Origin of the sequence: Rubripirellula lacrimiformis, assembly GCF_007741535.1 — a bacterium.
Taxonomy (GTDB): Bacteria; Planctomycetota; Planctomycetia; order Pirellulales; family Pirellulaceae; genus Rubripirellula; species Rubripirellula lacrimiformis.
The window spans coordinates 6587157-6605021 of record NZ_CP036525.1 but is presented as its reverse complement, the minus strand read 5'-3'; the positions used below and the strand labels follow the sequence as shown (position 1 = coordinate 6605021).

Below are 17865 nucleotides of genomic sequence, written 5' to 3'. Positions count from 1 at the left end.
TGAACCTAGCGGGATCGGGCGGATTGGCGTTGTTGGAGCGCGGCGACAGCGGCGTCACGTACCGGGCTCTCGGGCATCTGGACCATGTCCTGCAGCAATTTCAGTGTCTCGTTGCCTCTGGCATCGGCCATCGCAGCGGCCGCTTTCATGCGTGCTTCCTGATGGTCTTCCTTTGAAATTCGCGTAAAGGAATCTGGCAACAGGTCGACAATCGCAAGTGCATCGGCCATCGCAATCGCTTGCAGGCGACGGGTCAATACCGGGTGTCGCAGAGCGTCACGGACTCGTTCCACTGCGTTTGGGTCGACCATCATCACCACGCGTCCCAGCCTTCGTCGGCTGCGCAGTCGCAGCGTTTCGAACTGCGGCAGGATCGCGTCTGTGTGCAGGGGGGAAAGCACACGCTGGATCCCGCGTACCAGCGCGGGTTCGTCGTGGTCCAGCAGTTCGATCAGGTCATTCAGCAGTTTCGCATTTTCGTTCGACGCGATCGCCTCGGCATCGCCGTCGGCGATCAGAACCGCAGCTTGCATCCACAATTCGCAGGTAGGAATGCCACATCGCGCTAGGCCAAGGGCAGCAGCGGTCACACATCCAGGACCGCCTTGATGCACGACGGCCGTGATCAGGTGCAGGGTTTCCAGGTTATTGTCGTTCGCTGCGATGTACAGATGAACGATGGCGGCGCGGCGGTCGGGGGCAACTTCGCAAATCAAGGTTTCGCCGCCTCGGCATGATTGAGGCATCTTCATGTCGCGCAGGTTGCGAATTACTTTTTGCGATGGATCGGTGCCCACGCAGCGCAGCAGTTCGTCTCGGAATGCGGCGTCCGATCGCGACCGCATCTGTTCCATGATTCGTGGCGGCAGCGATTTTCGATGGATAAAACCGGCAAGCAGTTCGATCACGCCCGATGTTTGGCTTTGGGCCAGGCTTTTGCAGATCAAGTCCAGCATCGGCCCGCCGTCGTTGATGATCTGACGAAGTGCAGAGTCACCCCAGGTGGCCGTCAGCAGAAAGGCTTCGATTAGCAAAGCATTTCGATGCATCGAGAATCGTTGAACCGAATCCGATAGCCGTGCCAGGATGGGGTCTCGTACGGTCCCCTGTGGGTGATCATTGCGGGCGTCGCGGCCAAGCGGGGCGACCAAGGTGGTGACCGCCAAGCTGGCCTGTTGGCGGATCGAATGGTTGGCGCAAGATTCCGCGAGTTGGATCAGATCGGGAATCGCTTCGTTGATCCCCAAAACCTTGGCAACTTCGATCGTCTGGCCCAGCGAGTCGTCATGAGATTTCAGCGACTGGACGACTGCCTTGGAGATCCAGTTTCGTTTGCCGCGAATGTGGACCAGGTCCTGCGGCTGGATTTTGTCCCAGTTGGCCAACAATCTGGCCGGGGAATCGTCATTGGTTCGGCTTAGCAAAGCCGCCAGTGCTAGTTCTCGGGTTCCCTGGTCAGCGTCGCTCAATGCATCGATCAGAACACCGGCCGCGGATTCATTTCGCGTGGTGGCAAGCGTTTCAAAGGTAGAGGAAATGCCTTGCATGTTGCCAACGGATCGAGATGGATCAGATTTTGGTGTGTGCGCAGTTGGTGTGTGCGCAGCGGGAATGGAGGTGGGGCCAGTTTGGAAATCTACCTCGCATTGAACCGCCCGGCTTTCTCCGAAACGTGGGAATCAGGTTCAGGTACAGGGGGGGCGATGGTGCAATCGGTGTGTCCAGCCCAGGCGTTACCACAATGCGGCGCCGACGGGGGGGAGGCCGGTTCGAGGGACCCCAAGTTCAAGATTCCTCGGGTTCGAGAAACCCTTCTGCGGGTGCAAATCGTTCGCTCCGCCGTCATGGCGCGGCAGAAAATGGACGCCGTGAACCGCACAGATCCACCCCCCCCGGGCGGCCTCGTTGGTGCCCGTGATAACCCGCCATTCAAGGCGGATGATGGATGGCAAGAATCATCCCCATCCGGGATCGGTATAATGGACCGTATGGTTGCGTTCGCCGTCGCCGAACTGCCAAACTGTTCGAAGGCGGGCCGCAGGCGAATTGCACGCTATCCCCCATCCAACCGCACTCGTTAGATTCCGGTAGACCCCGACGATGAACCGTAACGCTGATCTGATTTTGGACGAATCTTTCTTGGACGTACGCGCCAAGTTGTTGGAAGTCGCCGCGACTTTGGATCGGATTGACCGCGCTGCCCAAGATCATGCTGGGCTATCGGCTGATCAGAAAGACCGTCGCGGACAGATCGATGCTGCGATCGAGATCTGTGCCAGCAGCGACGGGGCCGATCGGGCCGCCAGATTGCAGCATCTTTTTTCGCGACCCTTTCAATCGGATTGGCGTTCAACGATGCAGTTGTGATCAAGCCAGCCACCGCCGATCGCAGCCTCACTCTGACACCGGGGGGAGACAACCCCTGATCTCTGTGGCTGTTGGCATCCCACGCACGGTGGAACCTTGAACGTCACCGGCCCGTCCCGCTGAATCCCCGCCCCAAATTCCCGCCTCCAACCACTGACAAGATCACCATGGACTACATCGACCCGCACATCCACATGGTTTCTCGGACCACCGACGACTATGCCACGCTGGCTCGAATGGGCTGCGTTGCGATGAGCGAGCCTGCTTTTTGGGCGGGGTACGACCGTGGCAGCGCGGATGGTTTTCGTGACTACTTTCGGCAGTTGACCGATGTCGAACCCAAACGGGCGGCGCAGTACGGGATCCAACACTTCACTTGGTTGTGCATCAACGCCAAGGAAGCCGAAAACGTATCCTTGTCGCGCGACGTGATCGCGATGATTCCCGAATTCTTGGACTCGCCCAATGTCCTGGGGATCGGCGAAATCGGGCTGAACAAGAACACCAAGAACGAAGCCACTATTTTCCTAGAACACTTGGATTTGGCGGCCAAGTTCGAACAGTTGATCCTGATCCATACGCCGCACCTGGCAGACAAATACCAGGGAACTCGCATGATTCTGGACATGCTTTGCGACGATTCTCGATTAGATCCATCGCGGGTCTTGGTGGACCATGTCGAGGAGCACACGATCGGCGAAGTCTTGGACCGCGGTTTCTGGGCTGGCATGACCCTGTATCCGGTCACCAAGTGCACTCCCGAGCGGGCTGCGGACATGATCGAACGTTACGATGGTGAACGGTTGTTGGCGAATTCGGCGGGTGACTGGGGCCCCAGCAAGCCGACCGCGGTGCCCGATTTGATTTTCGAAATGCGGCGTCGCGGCCACCGCGAATCGTTGATTCGAAAAGTCGTTTACGAGAACCCGATCGAGTTCTTTTCGCAGAGCAAGAACTTTCGGTTTCAGCCCAGAGGGGCCGGCGAGGTCCAGTCGGATTCGTGAGCGAGACGCAGGACCGGCAGCGGTCATCATCTGAGTTCCCGTTGGTTGAATCTTTGCCCGCAGATTTCTGTTTGCTCGATGCGTTTCAGCGTCTGGCGGGACGGGCTGGCTGCCTGTGGTTGGATTCCGCATCCTCGGGGCCCGTCGATCGTGACGGCACGGCATTGGGACGCTATTCGTTTTTGACCTGTGACCCGATCCAATCGCTGGTTGCGTCACCGGGTGACGCGGACCCTTGGCCAGGCCTGGCACAGCTTTGTGAATCCATCACGTCGGATTTAGATCCCGATCTGCCTCCGTTCCAAGGCGGCGTGGCAGGTTTGATCGGGTACGAAGCCGCACATTGGTTGGAACCGATCGGGCGTGCGGCGAACGACGATTTGCCCACCCCTGCGATCTCCGTCGGACTCTACGATTGGACCATCGCGGTGGATCATTCCACCGGGCATGCATGGATCATCGCCCAGGGCTGGTCCGGGATCACTGCGCCGGCGGATGGTCAGCGTATGGCGGCTGCTCGGCAGCGCATCGCAGACGTCAAATCCTTGCTGGCTGGCCCGCCAATATCCCATTCGATCTCGGTCGGCGGCGAGCCATCGGTTTGCCCGCCCGAGCTCACGGAGGGTTCGCCGATTGGCCAGGACGGCGGTTCGGGATACGAGTTCGCGACCGATCATGCAGGCGTCGTCAGCAATTTTACTCGGCAAGGTTTTTGTGACGCCGTCGCCGACATTGTCCGCCGAATTTGCGACGGCGATTCGTTTCAAGTCAACTTGGCCCAGCGGTTGTTGTGTCAGGCTGACCGGCCCGCAGGCGAGCTCTACCAGAGTCTGCGTCAGTCCAATCCGGCACCATTTGGCGCCTACTACAACGGCGGCGATTTCCAAGTGCTGTCGAGTTCGCCCGAAGGCTTTTTGAAGGTCCGAGGGCCCGTCGTTCAGACGCGTCCGATCAAGGGAACGGTGCGGCGTACCGGCCATGACGACATCGATCTGAAACTGGCTCAGAAATTGGTGGCAAGCGAGAAGGACCGCGCCGAAAATGTGATGATCGTCGATCTGATGCGTAACGATTTGTCGCGTGTTTGCGAAGACGATTCGGTCGTCGTTCGGCAGCTTTGCCAAGTCGAACGGTACGAATTTGTCCAGCATTTAGTCTCGGTGGTCGAAGGCCGTTTGCTGCCCGATGTATCGATGGTCGACCTGTTGATGGCCTGCTTTCCCGGCGGCAGTGTTACCGGGGCACCCAAAATCGAGGCGATGCGAACGATCGCCGAATTGGAAAAGCATCCTCGCGGTGCTTATTGTGGTTCCATCGGTTACATCGGCGCCGGCGACCAAGCGGATTTCAACATCTTGATCCGAACGATCACGTCGGCCCATGGTCGTTGGCAGATCCCGGTCGGTGGCGGAATCACCGCCCGAAGTGTGCCAGAAACCGAAGAATACGAAACCTGGTCGAAAGCCGAAGGGATGTTGCGAGCCGTGTTTGCTCGGGAATGATCCTTGGGGCCGCTAGCGACCAACACCATTGCAAACCTCGAATCTCTAGAAAGCGACTCCGAATGCGAAATGTACTGATGCTGTTGTTGGGCTGCGTTGCTGCGGCAATGGGGCCTACCGATCTTGTGTGGAGCCAAGAAAAATTGGTGGCGTCGCCCCCGATCGTATTGGGTCCTTACGCGTACGAGTCGAAACCGGCGGATCCGGAACTGGAAAAGTTTCATCCGATGCTGGCGCCTCAGCCGGGACCAATGATGCTTCGCCAGGGTGACCGCTTGGCCATCTTGGGCGACTCGATCACTCAACAAGTGATGTATTCGCGGTTGATCGAAATGTACCTGACGCTGTGCCATCCAGAACTGGACATCTCGGTACGCCAATATGGTTGGAGCGGCGAAAAGACCGATGGAATGTTGCGTCGCTTGGACCAGGACGTGCTGCGTTTTGATCCTACCGTGGCGACCTTGTCCTACGGAATGAACGACGCCCGCTATCGTCCGTTCGACCAAACCAACGGCCGTTGGTACCGCGATCACTACACGGCGATCGTCCGAAAACTGAAGGCGGCTGGGGCGCGAGTCGTCTTGGGATCGCCAGGCTGTTCCGGGAAAATCGCGAGTTGGGTGAAGAGTCGAAACGGGACTCTGGACGAACACAACTTGAACCTGTGCGCGCTACGCGACATCGGTATCGAGATTGCCGAGGCCGAACAGGTGCGATTCGCCGATGTGTTTTGGCCTATGTACAAAGCCCAAATTGCAACTTCGAAAAAGTACGCCGGTGCCGATCCGCCCTACGAAGTGGCCGGCCGTGATGGGATTCACCCCGGATGGGCGGGGCACGTGATGATGGCCTATGCGTACCTTCACGCCACCGGGATCGACGGCAACATCGGATCGTTCACGATGGACTTTGGTACCGGCAAAGCGGACGCATCCGATGGGCACACCGTTGACGATGCTGGACCCGGAAAAATGACGATCACAAGCCGTCGCCATCCGCTTTGCCCCGAAGGCAAATTGGATGATTCCAATTCGATGCGTTCGGGAATGACGCTTGTGCCGTTCTTCGAAGACTTGAATCGGTTCACCTTGGTCGTCACGTCGTTGCCAAGTGGTTCGGCCAAGGTGTCTTGGGGCGATCAGTCGCAAACCTTCACCGCCGACCAACTGGCCAAGGGGATCAATCTGGTTCAGGAATTCACCAACAACCCCTTTTCCGAAGTCTTTCGAAAGACCGACGAAGCGGTCACGCAAAAGCAGCGATACGAGACCGAACAGGTCAAGAACATCTTCCACGGCAAAGAGGGCCGGGAAGATTTCGAGGCGGCGGTCAAACGCACCGAAGCCGTTCGAGCTCCGCTGGTTCAGGCGATCTCCGATGCCATCGTGCCGGTGACCCACACGATCGTCGTCACACCGATCGAAGATCCCGCGTCGGATCAATAAGAGCTTGCCCAGTAAGCGATGCCGTAGCTTAGCCCAGCGTCGGCACAGGGCCTTCGGGACCTTCGATTTCGAACATTCGTTCCAGTCGCGTCATCGCAAACACGTCGCGGACGGATTCCTGGACATTGCTGAGCACCAGTCGCACACCGTGGCTGCGAGCTTTGCTTTTGATGCCAATCAGCTCGTTCAAGCCGGCCGAGCCGATTCGATCGATGTTTTCGAAGTTCAGCACGATGTGATCGGATTCGGTCTCTTCGGACTGCTGATGTTCGATCAACTCGAATAGGTCGCAGGAAATTCTCCGTGCGGTTTCCATTCGGTTGATGTGATCAGGCGAGAAAGAAACAGTCGTCTCGGAACCTTCCACTCGAACGCAAAGGAGTTCGTCGTTGGACATAAGAGGAGAGTCTCTCTGATTTTGTTCGGAAACGGTTGCCGTCACGGGGGAAGCCTATCACTGCAGTTGCGAACGTGCAAACTTCTGCAGAGCCAGCATGCCCCTAGCCGTGTGATTAGGTTGTCGAATCTCCCCTTTGGGTGAATTGCGGCCTGAGATGGCTCGAATTTATGAGCCTCATCGCGTGTCGGCTGGCGCGATTGCTTGGCGGTCTCCGGTCTCCGGTTGGCGGTCTCCGGTTGCCGATTGTTTCCGAACGCGTCCCTCCGCTGGGCAGCGGCGGTATCGGGCGGCGTTATTTGTGGTTGGACCGTTGGGCGGTCCGGATGGTCAGTCGGTTTTCGCCAAAGTACTCGCTGATTTCGCCGGTCAGTACCCACTTTTCGTCCGCTGCGTCGTCGCGAATGGCTTCAACGATGCGTTGTAGATTCAAGTTTTCGGTCAGCAGGAACTGAGTTTTCGGGTGGGCCGAAGCGTTCTCGTTTCCGTCCGATTCGTTTCGTGTTTTGACCATCGATATCGATCCGAGCAACTTTCTGGCTTGTTCGGTTCGAGTGTTTTCGGGGCCTTTGCCCCAGTTCCAGCTGGATTTTTCGGGCGGGATTGCGGCGTCTGAACCGTTGGCTAAGTCCGAATTGGATCGAGACGATCGTGAACGCGATCCGGCGGATGTGGCGGGGGAAATCACCGGCCGGCTGCTTAGGCGAAACGTTTGGGGCGTCTTCTGTTTGGCAACGCGATCGCTTTCATCCGCCGTATCGGGGACAAAGGCCCAACGTCGCCCCAGCAGGATGATCTGGCCTTCGGTCGCCGCTAGTTTGGTTCCTTCGCGAAGGATTGGGGGGGCGTCCTTTGCAACGACCAGTCGCTGGTTGCCGCCTTGGGGATCGGCGCCGTCGGCGTTCCGGTCACCGCGTCCCAATCGGTCTTCGGCAAACGCACTTTGGTCGGTCGCCGACCCGGTCGCAGCGACGGCGATCGCGGCCATCATGGCGGTGCAAATGGTTCGTCGTGTCTTGCCTATTGCAAATCGCATCGGTTCTTTTGCCCACCAAAGGATGATCGGTAATAAAAACATCTGTGGCGAACTCGAATGGAGCGAGGAAGTTGGGGGGGGAAGCGATTTCGGGCCAGATGACGTTGGAATCCATCAAGGATTCGGACGCATTGGCCGTATTCCGTTCGCCTGTTCGCGTTCCTTCGCGGGTGGGAAACCATCGATTGGTTTTCCGGTTCTCGATCGCTGTCAGTGCTTCATCCCCGTTCGACCCGGGGACGGGTTGCTTGTCGGTGGTCGAATCAGTGGTTGTGACGTGGGATCACGATTGCATGACAGCCAATCACCGCACCGACCGCGATCATGGCCAATCCCAACCATCGCGGTGGGGTGACGCGTTTCATCGGTTTGGGATGCACCTGCATCATGAACGAGGTCATGCTGGAGTTGTCAGCCACAGGCGTGCTCTTGGTGACCCGGGCCAACGCTCGAGTCGTGGATTCGTTCAAGACGAACGAGTCAACCATGCGAAACTGAACTCCCAGCAAGATCAGCAGGATGCCGGCCAGGAAATAACGATTGCGGTACATTGACATGGGTCATCAATTCCATTGAGGCCGCCGGGAGGGCGATCAGGAAGGTGGGAGGTTGAGTTTGCCGGTGCTGCAAGGCAAACGTTCGGCCAGGCACCGCAGTGTCCAGCGGGCGGCCTACAGAAGTGAATCGGACTACCAGCCCGGATTCTGGATCCGATTAGAAACTGGAGCGATCGCAACCAATGATCGCGTTACGCATTGGGTGCGGATCAATCCGGTTTCGCCCATTGCGCGGCGTGCTGGCGTTGGGGCGTGCGGCCCATGGGAAGTCGCGTGAAGACGCGTGAAGACGCGTGAAGACGCGTGAAGACGCGTGAAGACGCCGCTGGCGAGCGAATCGCGATCTCGCCGGTGTTTGCAGCCTGGTGGGGATCGCTGTCCCTATCGGTCGCTGAAGAGGCCGTCGACCAATCCCGACACGGTCGTTCGGAATCCGTTCAGCGACGCGTCTTCCAGCAGGTGCGATTGCTTGCTTTGCATGATCGCCGCGGCCAACGGTTTGTGCTGCTTCCAATCGTTCAGCGTGTACTGACGCGTGTCGACGTAAACATCGGAAAGGTTGTTGCTGATCTTTGCCACCAAGAAAACGCCTTCTTGGCCGCGAACGACGTGGTAATGCATTGCCACGTACAGCAGCGACGCACCGACGATCATTCCGAAAAAGAAACGCGACATGACTTCCAGGCTCAAACAGCAGCAAAAATGGGAATCGGTTCAGCCGAAGGGCTTTCCGGCTATAGCTATACATCCATGGCGGCCTTCGCAGCAAGACGCAAACGCTAGGAAGCGATTCGTAGCGGGAAGTCATCAAGACTTTGTCGATTGAATCAGCCGTTTACGATAGCGGCCTGCTGGTCGTCGTCATGGACGATCCCGTGCTGATGCGCACGCGGGGTTTGTGATTGCCGGATCGGCGTCGCTTCGCTCCTGGATCCGGCCTACTTCACTGGCTTGCCCTTTCTTGCGGAAACCGGCGACCAGTGGAGCTGTTGGTTTGTCGATTTTGTCCGCCGTTCAGGCTCTCGGTCAGACCATCATTGGCTGGCGATTTTGCTGTCCAGTGCGATTCGCTCGTTCAAGTCGTAGGGGTGGAACGAGCGTCCGATTTCGTTGGCTAGCATGCTGAGGTACAGCTTGCGGAATCTGGTTTCGGTGGTCTCGCTGGTGTGTTGGCCGGTCATCGACGGATAGGTGTATTCGTCCAGGCTTCGCGAATAGACCACGTTGCCCGTTTCGACGTCGATCACCTTGATCGACACGTCGGCGCTGCCTTGGAAGAGTGTCGCGCCGTCGCGAAGTCGCAGCCCGTTCAACTCGATCGCTAGGACTTGTTTGGCGTTGACGCCTTTGCCGATGGACTGGAAATCCAGTGAATCCCAGCCGTTGGTATCACGCCACTGTTCGATCAGGTCGTCGCGAACCAGTTGGATTTTCTTGACCTTGCGGGTCAGGACTTCGCCGACCCGGCGGCTAAGGTCTCGCGATGCGATATCGTTGGAATATTGGCTGCCATCGGTCACCGTCACGATTGCGACGGCGGCGTCTTCGAACCCTTCGTATTCCGCTGGGATCATGTCCATGCCGACTGCGTGCATCAGGTTGGACGCCAATCCGAGACATCCGGACTGGAAGATCGCACTGATCGTGATGCACCCGAGCGCGACGCTGGTGGCCAGGCGTCGGCGGTGCAGGCGGGACGGGGCAGCTGGGGCAGTCGACATCGCGACGAATCCTTCGGGGGAGGGCCGAATCAACAAAAAAAATGGCGTGTTGGGGCCGTCATACGAAGTTTTTGACGATGTTCGCCACACCGATAATTCATTTCTTCGCGGTGCAGGTTTGTCGATCTGGGTGCACCGCCCGATCGGAAGGCCATTGCCGAGCCTCGTGTAAACCCGATGGAACACTCACTGCCGCGGGTTTAAGCGACCCAAAGTCGGACTAGCCACTGGACCGAGGCGATCGCCGCGATCGAAACCAGTGCCAGAGTCGCGTATCGCTGGGTGCCGCGTGATGGCATCCGGCCAGTGATGGCGGCTCGAATCGCGATCGGAGAGAACGCGACGGCTATGAGAGCGAGCAAAAAGCCCGCGATATTCGCCTCGGCGCTCGCCGGCCACTGCCCCCGAGTAAAATAGGACCAGGATGTTGTCATCCCGCACGCCGGACAGCGAATGCCGAAAATGACTCGCATGGAACAGGGCGGCAGCCCCAATTGCTGGTGAGTCCCCAGTCCGGCGCTGTTGGGCCGCAAACTGCCGGCGACCCCCAGCAATCCGATCGGCAAGATCGCCGTCAGCCCCATCAAAGCGCGAAGAAACCAGTCCGACCGAGCGCGAAAACGGTTCGTGGCCGGATCAATCGGGTCGGTTTGGTCGGACAATGCTGGTTGTTCTGGAATTGGCACGGCGGTTTGATCGCATGAAAACACGGCTAAATCATCGCTATTGTTCCCTGGTTGCCTATCTGCCACGTGTTTTCTTCCCTGAATTGAAAACTTTTCTTCTCAAAAGCCCAACAGCCGTTGACGCATTTAGCAACCGGCCGTACATTTTCCGCTCTCTCGAAGCGAGATCGGCTCGCACGAGCTGGCGATTCAGAAAGAATTCAGGTGAGCAGGTCTCTCCGAGCTCATCTCAATCGCTGGCGGACCCACTTTATAACACCTCCTATTTACCGGTCATCCATCAGTGTCTGCTGGAGCAAGCGAAGTCATTCGGATTCGTATGGAAGCGTACGATCACGCCGTCCTGGATCAGAGTGCGCAAGAAATTGTCGACACGGTAAAGCGAACGCACAGTGAAGTTCACGGTCCGATTCCGTTGCCGACCCGTATCGAACGTTACACCGTTCTGTCGGGACCGTTTGTGAATAAGAAGTCTCGTCAACAGTACGAGATTCGAACTCACAAACGTCTGATCGATATCGTTCAGGCAACCGCCAAGACGATTGAAGCATTGAATAAGTTAAGCCTGCCTGCCGGCGTTGATATCAAAATCAAAGCCTCGGCACGGTAGTTAAGAGTTTTTTATATCGGTCGTCTTGTCCCGCACTCTGTGGGGCGGTCGGTCGGCACCAACGCGAAGTTACTTCACGAGTGGTTTCCGGATGAAACGGAAGCCCGGTCGATAACTTTGGTGCATCGCAGTCTCGGTTTTGCTGTCGCGGTTTGTGTCTTGAAGGCACGGCGTGTGGCGAGGTCTCGAAGATTTCGGTGTCACTGGAAGTTCGGCACGGGCGAACTTGGGATTCAACACGAACGACGGACGCTCCGCAACAAACGGGGCGAAGAGAAGCTATGTCACCATCAATCCTCGGCCGCAAAGTCGGGATGACTCAGATTTACTTGGAAGACGGTCGGGCAGTTCCTGTGACCGTGATTCAGGCCGGTCCGTGTCATGTGCTGCAGGTTCGCAGTCAAGATCGCGATGGCTATCAAGCCGTTCAGTTGGGTTTCGAAGACAAGCCGCGTCGCTTGGCGAAACGAGCCGAGCGAGGCCACGTCGCTAAGTTGGAAAGCAAGCGTAGTAAGAAGTTGTCCGGCGCCGGTGTTGAGCTCCAGGCGAAAGCTGATTGCGAGCCACAGCGTTTTGTTCGCGAATTCCGCGGCGAAACCTCTTTGGAAGTTGGTGCGACGGTTACTGCGGATCAGTTTGCTGAAGTCAAGCGGGTCGACGTTACCGGCACTAGCAAAGGCCGCGGTTTCTCTGGTGTCATGAAACGGCACAACTTCTCTGGTCAGCGTGCCTCGCACGGTGTCAAGAAGTGTCACCGCCACGCTGGTGGTACTGGTATGAGTGCCTCGCCAAGTCGTACCTTCGCCGGTAAGAAGATGGCTGGCCAATACGGCAACACGAAAACGACTTCGCGAAATCTTGAGCTTGTCCGCGTTGATGCCGAGAACAACTTGATTCTCGTCCGCGGTGCAGTTCCTGGGCCAAATGGCGGGTTTGTTACGATCCGCGAAACGAACAAGGTGGGTTAAGGTTATGGCATCACTAACTGTTTTTAACGAGTCCGGCAGCGAAGTCGGCACGTACGAAATCGACACCGAACAAATTGCCAATCGCGTCAACAAGCAGTTGTTGCACGATGCGGTGGTTATGTACCAAGCAAACCTTCGTCAGGGATCGCACAACACGCGGACTCGTGGTGAAGTTTCCGGTACGACCAAGAAGATGTATCGCCAAAAGGGAACCGGGAACGCACGTGCAGGTAGCCGTCGTTCGCCAGTCCGCGTTGGTGGTGGTGTTGCTAAGACGGTAAAGCCTCGCGATTATAGCTATCGCTTGAATAAGAAGGCTTTGCGTTTGGCAACACGTATGGCGGTCCGTTCGCGGATTGATGACGGCGAATTGGTCGTGATCGACAAGTTGGGCTTCGATTCGCCCAGTACCAAGCAAATGGCTGGTGTGCTGAAGGCTTTGGGGCTTGAAGGAACGACCACCTTGGTGGCAACGGCCGAACAGGACGCTGGAATTTACAAGAGCGGACGCAACATCGCTGGTGTTGTCGTTCACCCAGTTCGGGAACTGAATGCGTTGTCGGTGCTGAAGCCGAAGCGAGTGCTGATCACTCGGGATGCGTTGGACAAGATCAAGGACGGTTCGTTCAGTGCGAATGTCCACGAAGACGTAGCTGAGTAGACTGGTCTGTCCGGCGCCGGTCGCCGTGATGACGGTTGTCTTGGTCAAGCGAAAAATCGAACAAGCGAAGCGAATTAGAAATGAAACCACAAGCACCATCACCATCAGCTGGTTCCGGAAACGGCATTCAGCTTGAATCGCATCAAGTTTTGCTGCGTCCGTTGGTCACCGAAAAAGGTGTGCACCGGGCTTCACGCAACAATCAATACGCTTTTCAAATCCACCGTGACGCGACCAAGTTGGACGTGAAAACTGCGGTTGAAGAGTTGTTCAGTGTGAAGGTTAAGAAGGTTCGGACGCAAACTCGCAAGGGCAAGCTCCGACGCTACAAGTTCCGCTACGGTCGGACGAGTGATTGGAAGAAGGCGATTGTTCAACTGCATGAAGATCACCGCATTGATTTCTTCTAGGTCTGATTCGTCGCGTCGTACTGCTGAACATCGAACACTGCTAACTGAAAACTGATTATGGGCATCCGAATATACAAGCCGACCAGCGCCGGACGCAGAAATGCGTCGGTCAGCGATTTCGCTGACTTGACCAAGGGCTACAAGCCCGAACGGTCGCTGTTGAAGCCAAAGCGAAAGACCGGCGGACGAAATAACCAAGGTAAAATCACTGCACGTCACCGCGGTGGCGGTCACAAGCAGATGTACCGGGTGGTTGATTTTCGTCGTGCCAAAGATGGCGTGATGGCAACCGTTGATTCGGTCCAGTACGACCCGAACCGTTCGGCTCGGATTGCACTGCTGAAATACAGCGACGGCGAAAAAGTGTACGTCATCGCACCGGCTGGATTGAAGGCAGGAGCCAAGGTCCAGAACGGACCTGACGCCGCCCCAGTTGTCGGCAACAGTCTGCCGCTGAAAAACATTCCCTTGGGAACAACGATCTGTTGCATTGAACTTCGCGCCGGACGTGGTGCGGTTCTTTGTCGATCGGCTGGAACTCAAGCGACTTTGATGGCACGTGAGGCCGATTGGGCTCAGTTGGCTTTGCCTAGCGGCGAAATCCGACGGGTTCCAAGCACCTGTCGTGCAGTCATTGGTCAAGTCGGAAACACCGACCACATGAAGGTTCGACTCGGGAAAGCCGGTCGGGCTCGTTGGTTGGGTCGTCGACCGCACGTTCGTGGTACAGCCATGAACCCGGTAGATCACCCGCACGGTGGTGGTGAAGGCCGGACCAAGGGTGGACGTCACCCGGTTAGCCCGCAGGGCAAGAGTGCTAAGGGCGGTTCAACTCGTCAGCGTCGGAAGGGCAGTAACAGCTCGATCGTTCGCCGTCGCAAGAGTCGTCGCTATGGCCAGTTGAAGCTGCACTAGGCCGATCACAGTCAAGACCAGCTTGTTTCCTAACAACCACTACCTAACACCTAAAACCGTCCCCTATGAGTCGAAGTCTCAAGAAAGGCCCGTACGTCGATCCGAAGCTGTTCTTCAAAGTGCAGAAGCAGATCGAAGGCGGCGGCAACGAACCGATCAAGACCTGGGCTCGTGCGTGCACGATCGTTCCTGAGTTCATCAACAAGACCTTCATGGTCCACGACGGTCGCAAGCATGTCAAAGTGCAAGTGTCCGAGGACATGGTAGGCCACAAGTTGGGCGAATTTGCACCGACCCGGACGTTCAAGGGTCACAGCGGCAAGGGCGGCAAGAAGTAAAACTTCGAGGCAAACAATCATGGCAACATTCAATGCACGGCACAAAGGTGCCCGAATCAGCGCCCAAAAGGTTCGCTTACTAGCGAACTTGGTGCGAGGCATGTACGCCGACGAAGCGCTTGATACTTTGAAGTATCAGCCGCAGCGTGGAGCCCGCATGCTGGAAAAAGTTATCCAGAGCGCCATTGGCAATGCTCAGGACCCTGACCAAAACAACGGTCGCAGCCACCGAATCGAAGAATTGGTGGTAACGGAAGTCTGCGTCGATGGCGGACCAATGTTCAAGCGGATCCGACCTCGTGCCCGTGGCACGGCGTTCATGATCAAAAAACGAAGCAGTCATATTCGCGTCGCTTTGACGCCAATTGACGAAGTCTGATTCAACCGCATCCAACCCTCATAAAGACAACGAGTCCCTGATGGGCCAAAAAGTCAATCCAATCGCTTTCCGTACTGGTGTCACCCGTGGGTGGAGCAGTCGGTGGTATGCGTCCAAGCAAGACTTTGCCGATTTGTTGGTCGAAGATCGCAAGTTGCGTAACTTCATTACCAACCATCCCAAAAAGACACAATACAAGAGTGCCGGGATCGACCGGATCGAGATCGAACGTACTCGCGACGAAGTTCGCGTGATGATGTACGTCGCTCGACCTGGCCTGATCATTGGCAAGAAGGGGCAAGAGATCGAAGTTCTGCAAGCTGAGTTGCAGAACCTGATCGGCCGCCGAATCAACCTGAAGGTTGAAGAAGTCGGACGCCCTGAACTGCAAGCCCAATTGGTGGCTCAGGATATCGCACAACAACTGTCCAAGCGGTCCAGTTTCCGCCGGACGATGAAACGAACGCTCGAGACGACCATGGATGCTGGTGCCAAAGGCATCAAAGTTCAATTGGCCGGCCGACTAGGCGGTGCCGAAATGGCTCGTCGCGAAAAGCAGATTGCAGGCTCGATTCCATTGAGCACGCTACAAGCAAAAATTGATTACGGATTCACCGAAGCGATGACGCCACAGGGGCACATCGGGATTCAAGTGTGGATCAACCAAGGTACTTACGGAGACGAAACCGATGGCGTTGATGCCCAAACGGGTCAAGCATCGAAAAAGCCAAAGAGGTCGCATAAAAGGTAGTGCGACTCGCGGCAATACGGTCGTCTTTGGTGACTATGGCATCCAGTCTTTGGATGCCGGTTGGATCAAAGCCACGACGATCGAAGCCGGTCGTATTGCTGCACAGCAGTACGTCCGCGGCGAAGGCAAGCTTTACATTCGAATCTTTCCCGACAAATCAGTGACCAGCACACCGCTGGAAACTCGGATGGGGAAAGGTAAGGGTGAGCCTGACTTTTGGGCCGCGGTCGTCAAGCCTGGCACGATCCTTTATGAGCTCGGCGGAGTGACGGAACAACAAGCAAAGGTTTGTTTCGCTCGTTTGGCCAGCAAGCTGCCGGTGAAAGTTCGATTCGTCGAACGTCGGCCTGCTTAAAGATTGGTTTTAGGTAACAGGTGTCGGGTGACAGCATTGTCTGTCGCCGGCTTGTTGCTTCGATAGCCTGATAACCCAATACCCAACACCTATTACCTAATTGCTTTCCAATGAGCAACATCACTGAATTACGCGAGATGAGCGACGAGCAGCTCGAGGCGACCGCCAAAGAGGCCGCTCAGACTCTGTTCCGTTTGCGATTCCAATCGCAGTCAGAGCGTTTGAATACGCCCAGCGAGATCATGAAGAATCGTCGCATGATTGCACGGATCAAGACGATCCAAACTCAGCGCCTGCAAGTAGCTGCTGCGAAGTAAGCAACGCTGCAAGTGTTGGCCGAATCAAACAAATCAACTGCTGAATAAAAGAAACATCGGACAGAAGTTCCATGCCTAAGCGTGTCGTCTCCGGAATCGTGACCAGTGACAAGATGAGCAAGACTCGTCGTGTCGAAATTGCCCGTTTGGTCAAACACCCGAAGTACAAAAAGTACATTCGTCGTCGTACCGTCTGCTATGTGCATGATGAGAACAACGACTCGGGTGCCGGCGATCGCGTCGAAATCATCGAATCCGAACCGTTGTCGAAGCTAAAGCGATGGCGTTTGGTTCGAGTGCTGGAAAAGAGCACCGAAGTTGACGTTGCTGCCTTGCGTGCCGCACGGAAGCAAGCCGAACTGGATGCCGTTGCGGCCGCCAGTGGTGGCGAAGAGTCGGCCGAAGGCTAGAGGTTAGGCGTCCGAGGGATTCGGCACCGACCGTGCCGATGCCCGCATCGAACCTGACGTGCGTCAAACGACCTGAAAAGATTTAACAAGACTTTACGAAAATGATTCAACAAGAAACTCGACTCGACGTTGCGGACAACACTGGTGCACGCCAAGTGATGTGCATCAAAGTCCTCGGCGGTTCACGTCGCCGCGTCGCCGGCTTGGGTGACGTGATTGTCTGCAGCGTTAAAAGTGTGATCCCAGGCAGCGAAGTCAAGAAAAAGGCTATCGTCCGGGCGGTCATCGTGCGAACCAAACAACCCACTCGCCGTGCTGACGGCAGTTACATCAAATTCGACAGCAACGCTGTGGTTTTGATCGACAAGGATAAAGGCCCTCGCGGAACCCGCATTTTCGGTGCGGTTGCTCGTGAGCTTCGTGATCGTAGCTTCATGAAAATTGTTTCGCTGGCCAACGAAGTGGTTTAGCACCGGTTTTGACGGGGAAAGTGACGCTTATCGGCGGATATCGCCAGAACGCCCATTCCCAAAACACCGCCGCTACGACCTAATACCCAAAACTTAATACCCTACACCTGTTTCTGCCATGAATTTTCGCATTGATGACGAGGTCGAAGTGATCGCCGGCGCTGACAAAGGTCACCGCGGCAAGGTCCTGAAGATCGATCGCAAAGCCAACAAGATCGTCGTCGAGGGTGCAGGACGTGTTTGGAAGCACGTGCGTCGCAGCCAGAAAAATCCGCAGGGCGGACGACTGAACAAAGAAATGCCGATCGCGGCCAGCAACGTCATGTTGGTGGATCCCGCCGACGGCAAGCGAACTCGCGTCGGCGTTCGTTTCCTGGCTGATGGAAGCAAAGAACGTTACGCCAAGAAAACTGGCAACAGCCTGGGCAAGATCGCTCCGGCACGAGCCCAACACGCCGCCAAGGCGTAAGATAATACACGGCGTCCTAGACGCCACGCAACGAAGTACGCCTCTTCGGCGTGACCAAGGTCGGTAACCGGCTTTGTATTACTGAACACTGCAA

At 56.6% G+C, this 17865-nt stretch carries 24 protein-coding genes; 17 read left to right on the top strand and 7 right to left on the bottom strand.

Translation table 11 applies throughout. The features are described from left to right. Nucleotides 1-5: 5 nt before the first annotated feature. Nucleotides 6-1547 (bottom strand): hypothetical protein, encoded by a 1542-nt coding sequence (locus K227x_RS23175; RefSeq protein WP_145173472.1) that lies wholly within the window; start codon nucleotides 1545-1547, stop codon nucleotides 6-8. A 553-nt stretch (nucleotides 1548-2100) separates the two neighbouring features. Here K227x_RS23175 and K227x_RS23170 point away from each other — a divergent pair. The 4 genes from K227x_RS23170 to K227x_RS23155 all read left to right on the top strand — a co-directional run bounded on the left by K227x_RS23170 (nucleotide 2101) and on the right by K227x_RS23155 (nucleotide 6321). Beyond that, complete coding sequence (locus tag K227x_RS23170; RefSeq protein WP_145173469.1) at nucleotides 2101-2367, top strand: hypothetical protein; 267 nt, start codon at nucleotides 2101-2103, stop codon at nucleotides 2365-2367. A gap of 167 nt (nucleotides 2368-2534) precedes the next feature. Next, nucleotides 2535-3371, top strand: coding sequence for a TatD family hydrolase (locus tag K227x_RS23165; protein WP_145173466.1), 837 nt, complete (start codon nucleotides 2535-2537; stop codon nucleotides 3369-3371). Nucleotides 3372-3412: 41 nt separating this feature from the next. Then, nucleotides 3413-4873 carry an anthranilate synthase component I family protein gene (locus K227x_RS23160; RefSeq protein ID WP_218933476.1) on the top strand — a complete coding sequence of 487 codons (1461 nt, stop codon included), beginning with the start codon at nucleotides 3413-3415 and terminating at the stop codon, nucleotides 4871-4873. A gap of 62 nt (nucleotides 4874-4935) precedes the next feature. Then, nucleotides 4936-6321 carry an SGNH/GDSL hydrolase family protein gene (locus K227x_RS23155; RefSeq protein ID WP_246146093.1) on the top strand — a complete coding sequence of 462 codons (1386 nt, stop codon included), beginning with the start codon at nucleotides 4936-4938 and terminating at the stop codon, nucleotides 6319-6321. Between the two features lie 28 nt (nucleotides 6322-6349). On the opposite strand, the gene K227x_RS23150 is transcribed toward K227x_RS23155, so the two are convergent. The 6 genes from K227x_RS23150 to K227x_RS23125 form a co-directional block, all read right to left on the bottom strand. Then, complete coding sequence (locus tag K227x_RS23150; RefSeq protein WP_145173460.1) at nucleotides 6350-6718, bottom strand: STAS domain-containing protein; 369 nt, start codon at nucleotides 6716-6718, stop codon at nucleotides 6350-6352. Between the two features lie 295 nt (nucleotides 6719-7013). Then, nucleotides 7014-7754, bottom strand: coding sequence for a hypothetical protein (locus K227x_RS23145; RefSeq protein ID WP_145173457.1), 741 nt, complete (start codon nucleotides 7752-7754; stop codon nucleotides 7014-7016). A 263-nt stretch (nucleotides 7755-8017) separates the two neighbouring features. Beyond that, nucleotides 8018-8311: a hypothetical protein gene (locus K227x_RS23140; protein WP_145173454.1), complete on the bottom strand. Its 294-nt coding sequence runs from the start codon at nucleotides 8309-8311 to the stop codon at nucleotides 8018-8020. 381 nt (nucleotides 8312-8692) lie between these two features. Next, nucleotides 8693-8986, bottom strand: a complete 294-nt coding sequence (locus K227x_RS23135; RefSeq protein ID WP_145173451.1) for a hypothetical protein — start codon at nucleotides 8984-8986, stop codon at nucleotides 8693-8695. A gap of 359 nt (nucleotides 8987-9345) precedes the next feature. Beyond that, nucleotides 9346-10032: a hypothetical protein gene (locus tag K227x_RS23130; protein ID WP_145173448.1), complete on the bottom strand. Its 687-nt coding sequence runs from the start codon at nucleotides 10030-10032 to the stop codon at nucleotides 9346-9348. A gap of 200 nt (nucleotides 10033-10232) precedes the next feature. Next, entirely contained in the window at nucleotides 10233-10718 is a 486-nt protein-coding gene (locus K227x_RS23125) for a DUF2752 domain-containing protein (RefSeq protein WP_145173445.1), read from the bottom strand. A gap of 283 nt (nucleotides 10719-11001) precedes the next feature. Between K227x_RS23125 and rpsJ the strand changes: the two genes are divergently transcribed. From rpsJ to rplX, 13 genes are all read left to right on the top strand, one after another. Then, complete coding sequence (gene rpsJ, locus K227x_RS23120) at nucleotides 11002-11328, top strand: 30S ribosomal protein S10 (protein ID WP_145173442.1); 327 nt, start codon at nucleotides 11002-11004, stop codon at nucleotides 11326-11328. Nucleotides 11329-11642: 314 nt separating this feature from the next. Further along, nucleotides 11643-12296 carry a 50S ribosomal protein L3 gene (gene rplC, locus K227x_RS23115; RefSeq protein ID WP_246146877.1) on the top strand — a complete coding sequence of 218 codons (654 nt, stop codon included), beginning with the start codon at nucleotides 11643-11645 and terminating at the stop codon, nucleotides 12294-12296. A gap of 4 nt (nucleotides 12297-12300) precedes the next feature. After that, nucleotides 12301-12957: a 50S ribosomal protein L4 gene (rplD, locus tag K227x_RS23110; protein ID WP_145173436.1), complete on the top strand. Its 657-nt coding sequence runs from the start codon at nucleotides 12301-12303 to the stop codon at nucleotides 12955-12957. Between the two features lie 80 nt (nucleotides 12958-13037). Continuing rightward, entirely contained in the window at nucleotides 13038-13367 is a 330-nt protein-coding gene (gene rplW, locus K227x_RS23105) for a 50S ribosomal protein L23 (RefSeq protein ID WP_145173433.1), read from the top strand. A gap of 57 nt (nucleotides 13368-13424) precedes the next feature. Continuing rightward, complete coding sequence (gene rplB / locus K227x_RS23100; RefSeq protein WP_145173430.1) at nucleotides 13425-14282, top strand: 50S ribosomal protein L2; 858 nt, start codon at nucleotides 13425-13427, stop codon at nucleotides 14280-14282. A 65-nt stretch (nucleotides 14283-14347) separates the two neighbouring features. Then, a complete protein-coding gene (gene rpsS, locus K227x_RS23095; protein ID WP_145173427.1) occupies nucleotides 14348-14620 on the top strand; it encodes a 30S ribosomal protein S19 in 273 nt (90 codons plus the stop codon). Between the two features lie 19 nt (nucleotides 14621-14639). Continuing rightward, nucleotides 14640-14999, top strand: coding sequence for a 50S ribosomal protein L22 (rplV, locus tag K227x_RS23090; protein ID WP_145173424.1), 360 nt, complete (start codon nucleotides 14640-14642; stop codon nucleotides 14997-14999). A gap of 40 nt (nucleotides 15000-15039) precedes the next feature. After that, complete coding sequence (gene rpsC / locus K227x_RS23085; protein WP_145178344.1) at nucleotides 15040-15750, top strand: 30S ribosomal protein S3; 711 nt, start codon at nucleotides 15040-15042, stop codon at nucleotides 15748-15750. Beyond that, nucleotides 15689-16105: a 50S ribosomal protein L16 gene (gene rplP / locus K227x_RS23080; protein WP_145173421.1), complete on the top strand. Its 417-nt coding sequence runs from the start codon at nucleotides 15689-15691 to the stop codon at nucleotides 16103-16105. Before rpsC ends, rplP begins: the two co-directional genes overlap by 62 nt. A 110-nt stretch (nucleotides 16106-16215) precedes the next feature. Next, nucleotides 16216-16422 carry a 50S ribosomal protein L29 gene (gene rpmC / locus K227x_RS23075; protein WP_145173418.1) on the top strand — a complete coding sequence of 69 codons (207 nt, stop codon included), beginning with the start codon at nucleotides 16216-16218 and terminating at the stop codon, nucleotides 16420-16422. A gap of 71 nt (nucleotides 16423-16493) precedes the next feature. Continuing rightward, nucleotides 16494-16832, top strand: coding sequence for a 30S ribosomal protein S17 (rpsQ, locus tag K227x_RS23070; RefSeq protein ID WP_145173415.1), 339 nt, complete (start codon nucleotides 16494-16496; stop codon nucleotides 16830-16832). A 101-nt stretch (nucleotides 16833-16933) separates the two neighbouring features. Then, nucleotides 16934-17302, top strand: coding sequence for a 50S ribosomal protein L14 (gene rplN, locus K227x_RS23065; RefSeq protein WP_145173412.1), 369 nt, complete (start codon nucleotides 16934-16936; stop codon nucleotides 17300-17302). Between the two features lie 118 nt (nucleotides 17303-17420). Further along, entirely contained in the window at nucleotides 17421-17771 is a 351-nt protein-coding gene (gene rplX, locus K227x_RS23060; protein WP_145173409.1) for a 50S ribosomal protein L24, read from the top strand. Nucleotides 17772-17865: the final 94 nt, after the last annotated feature.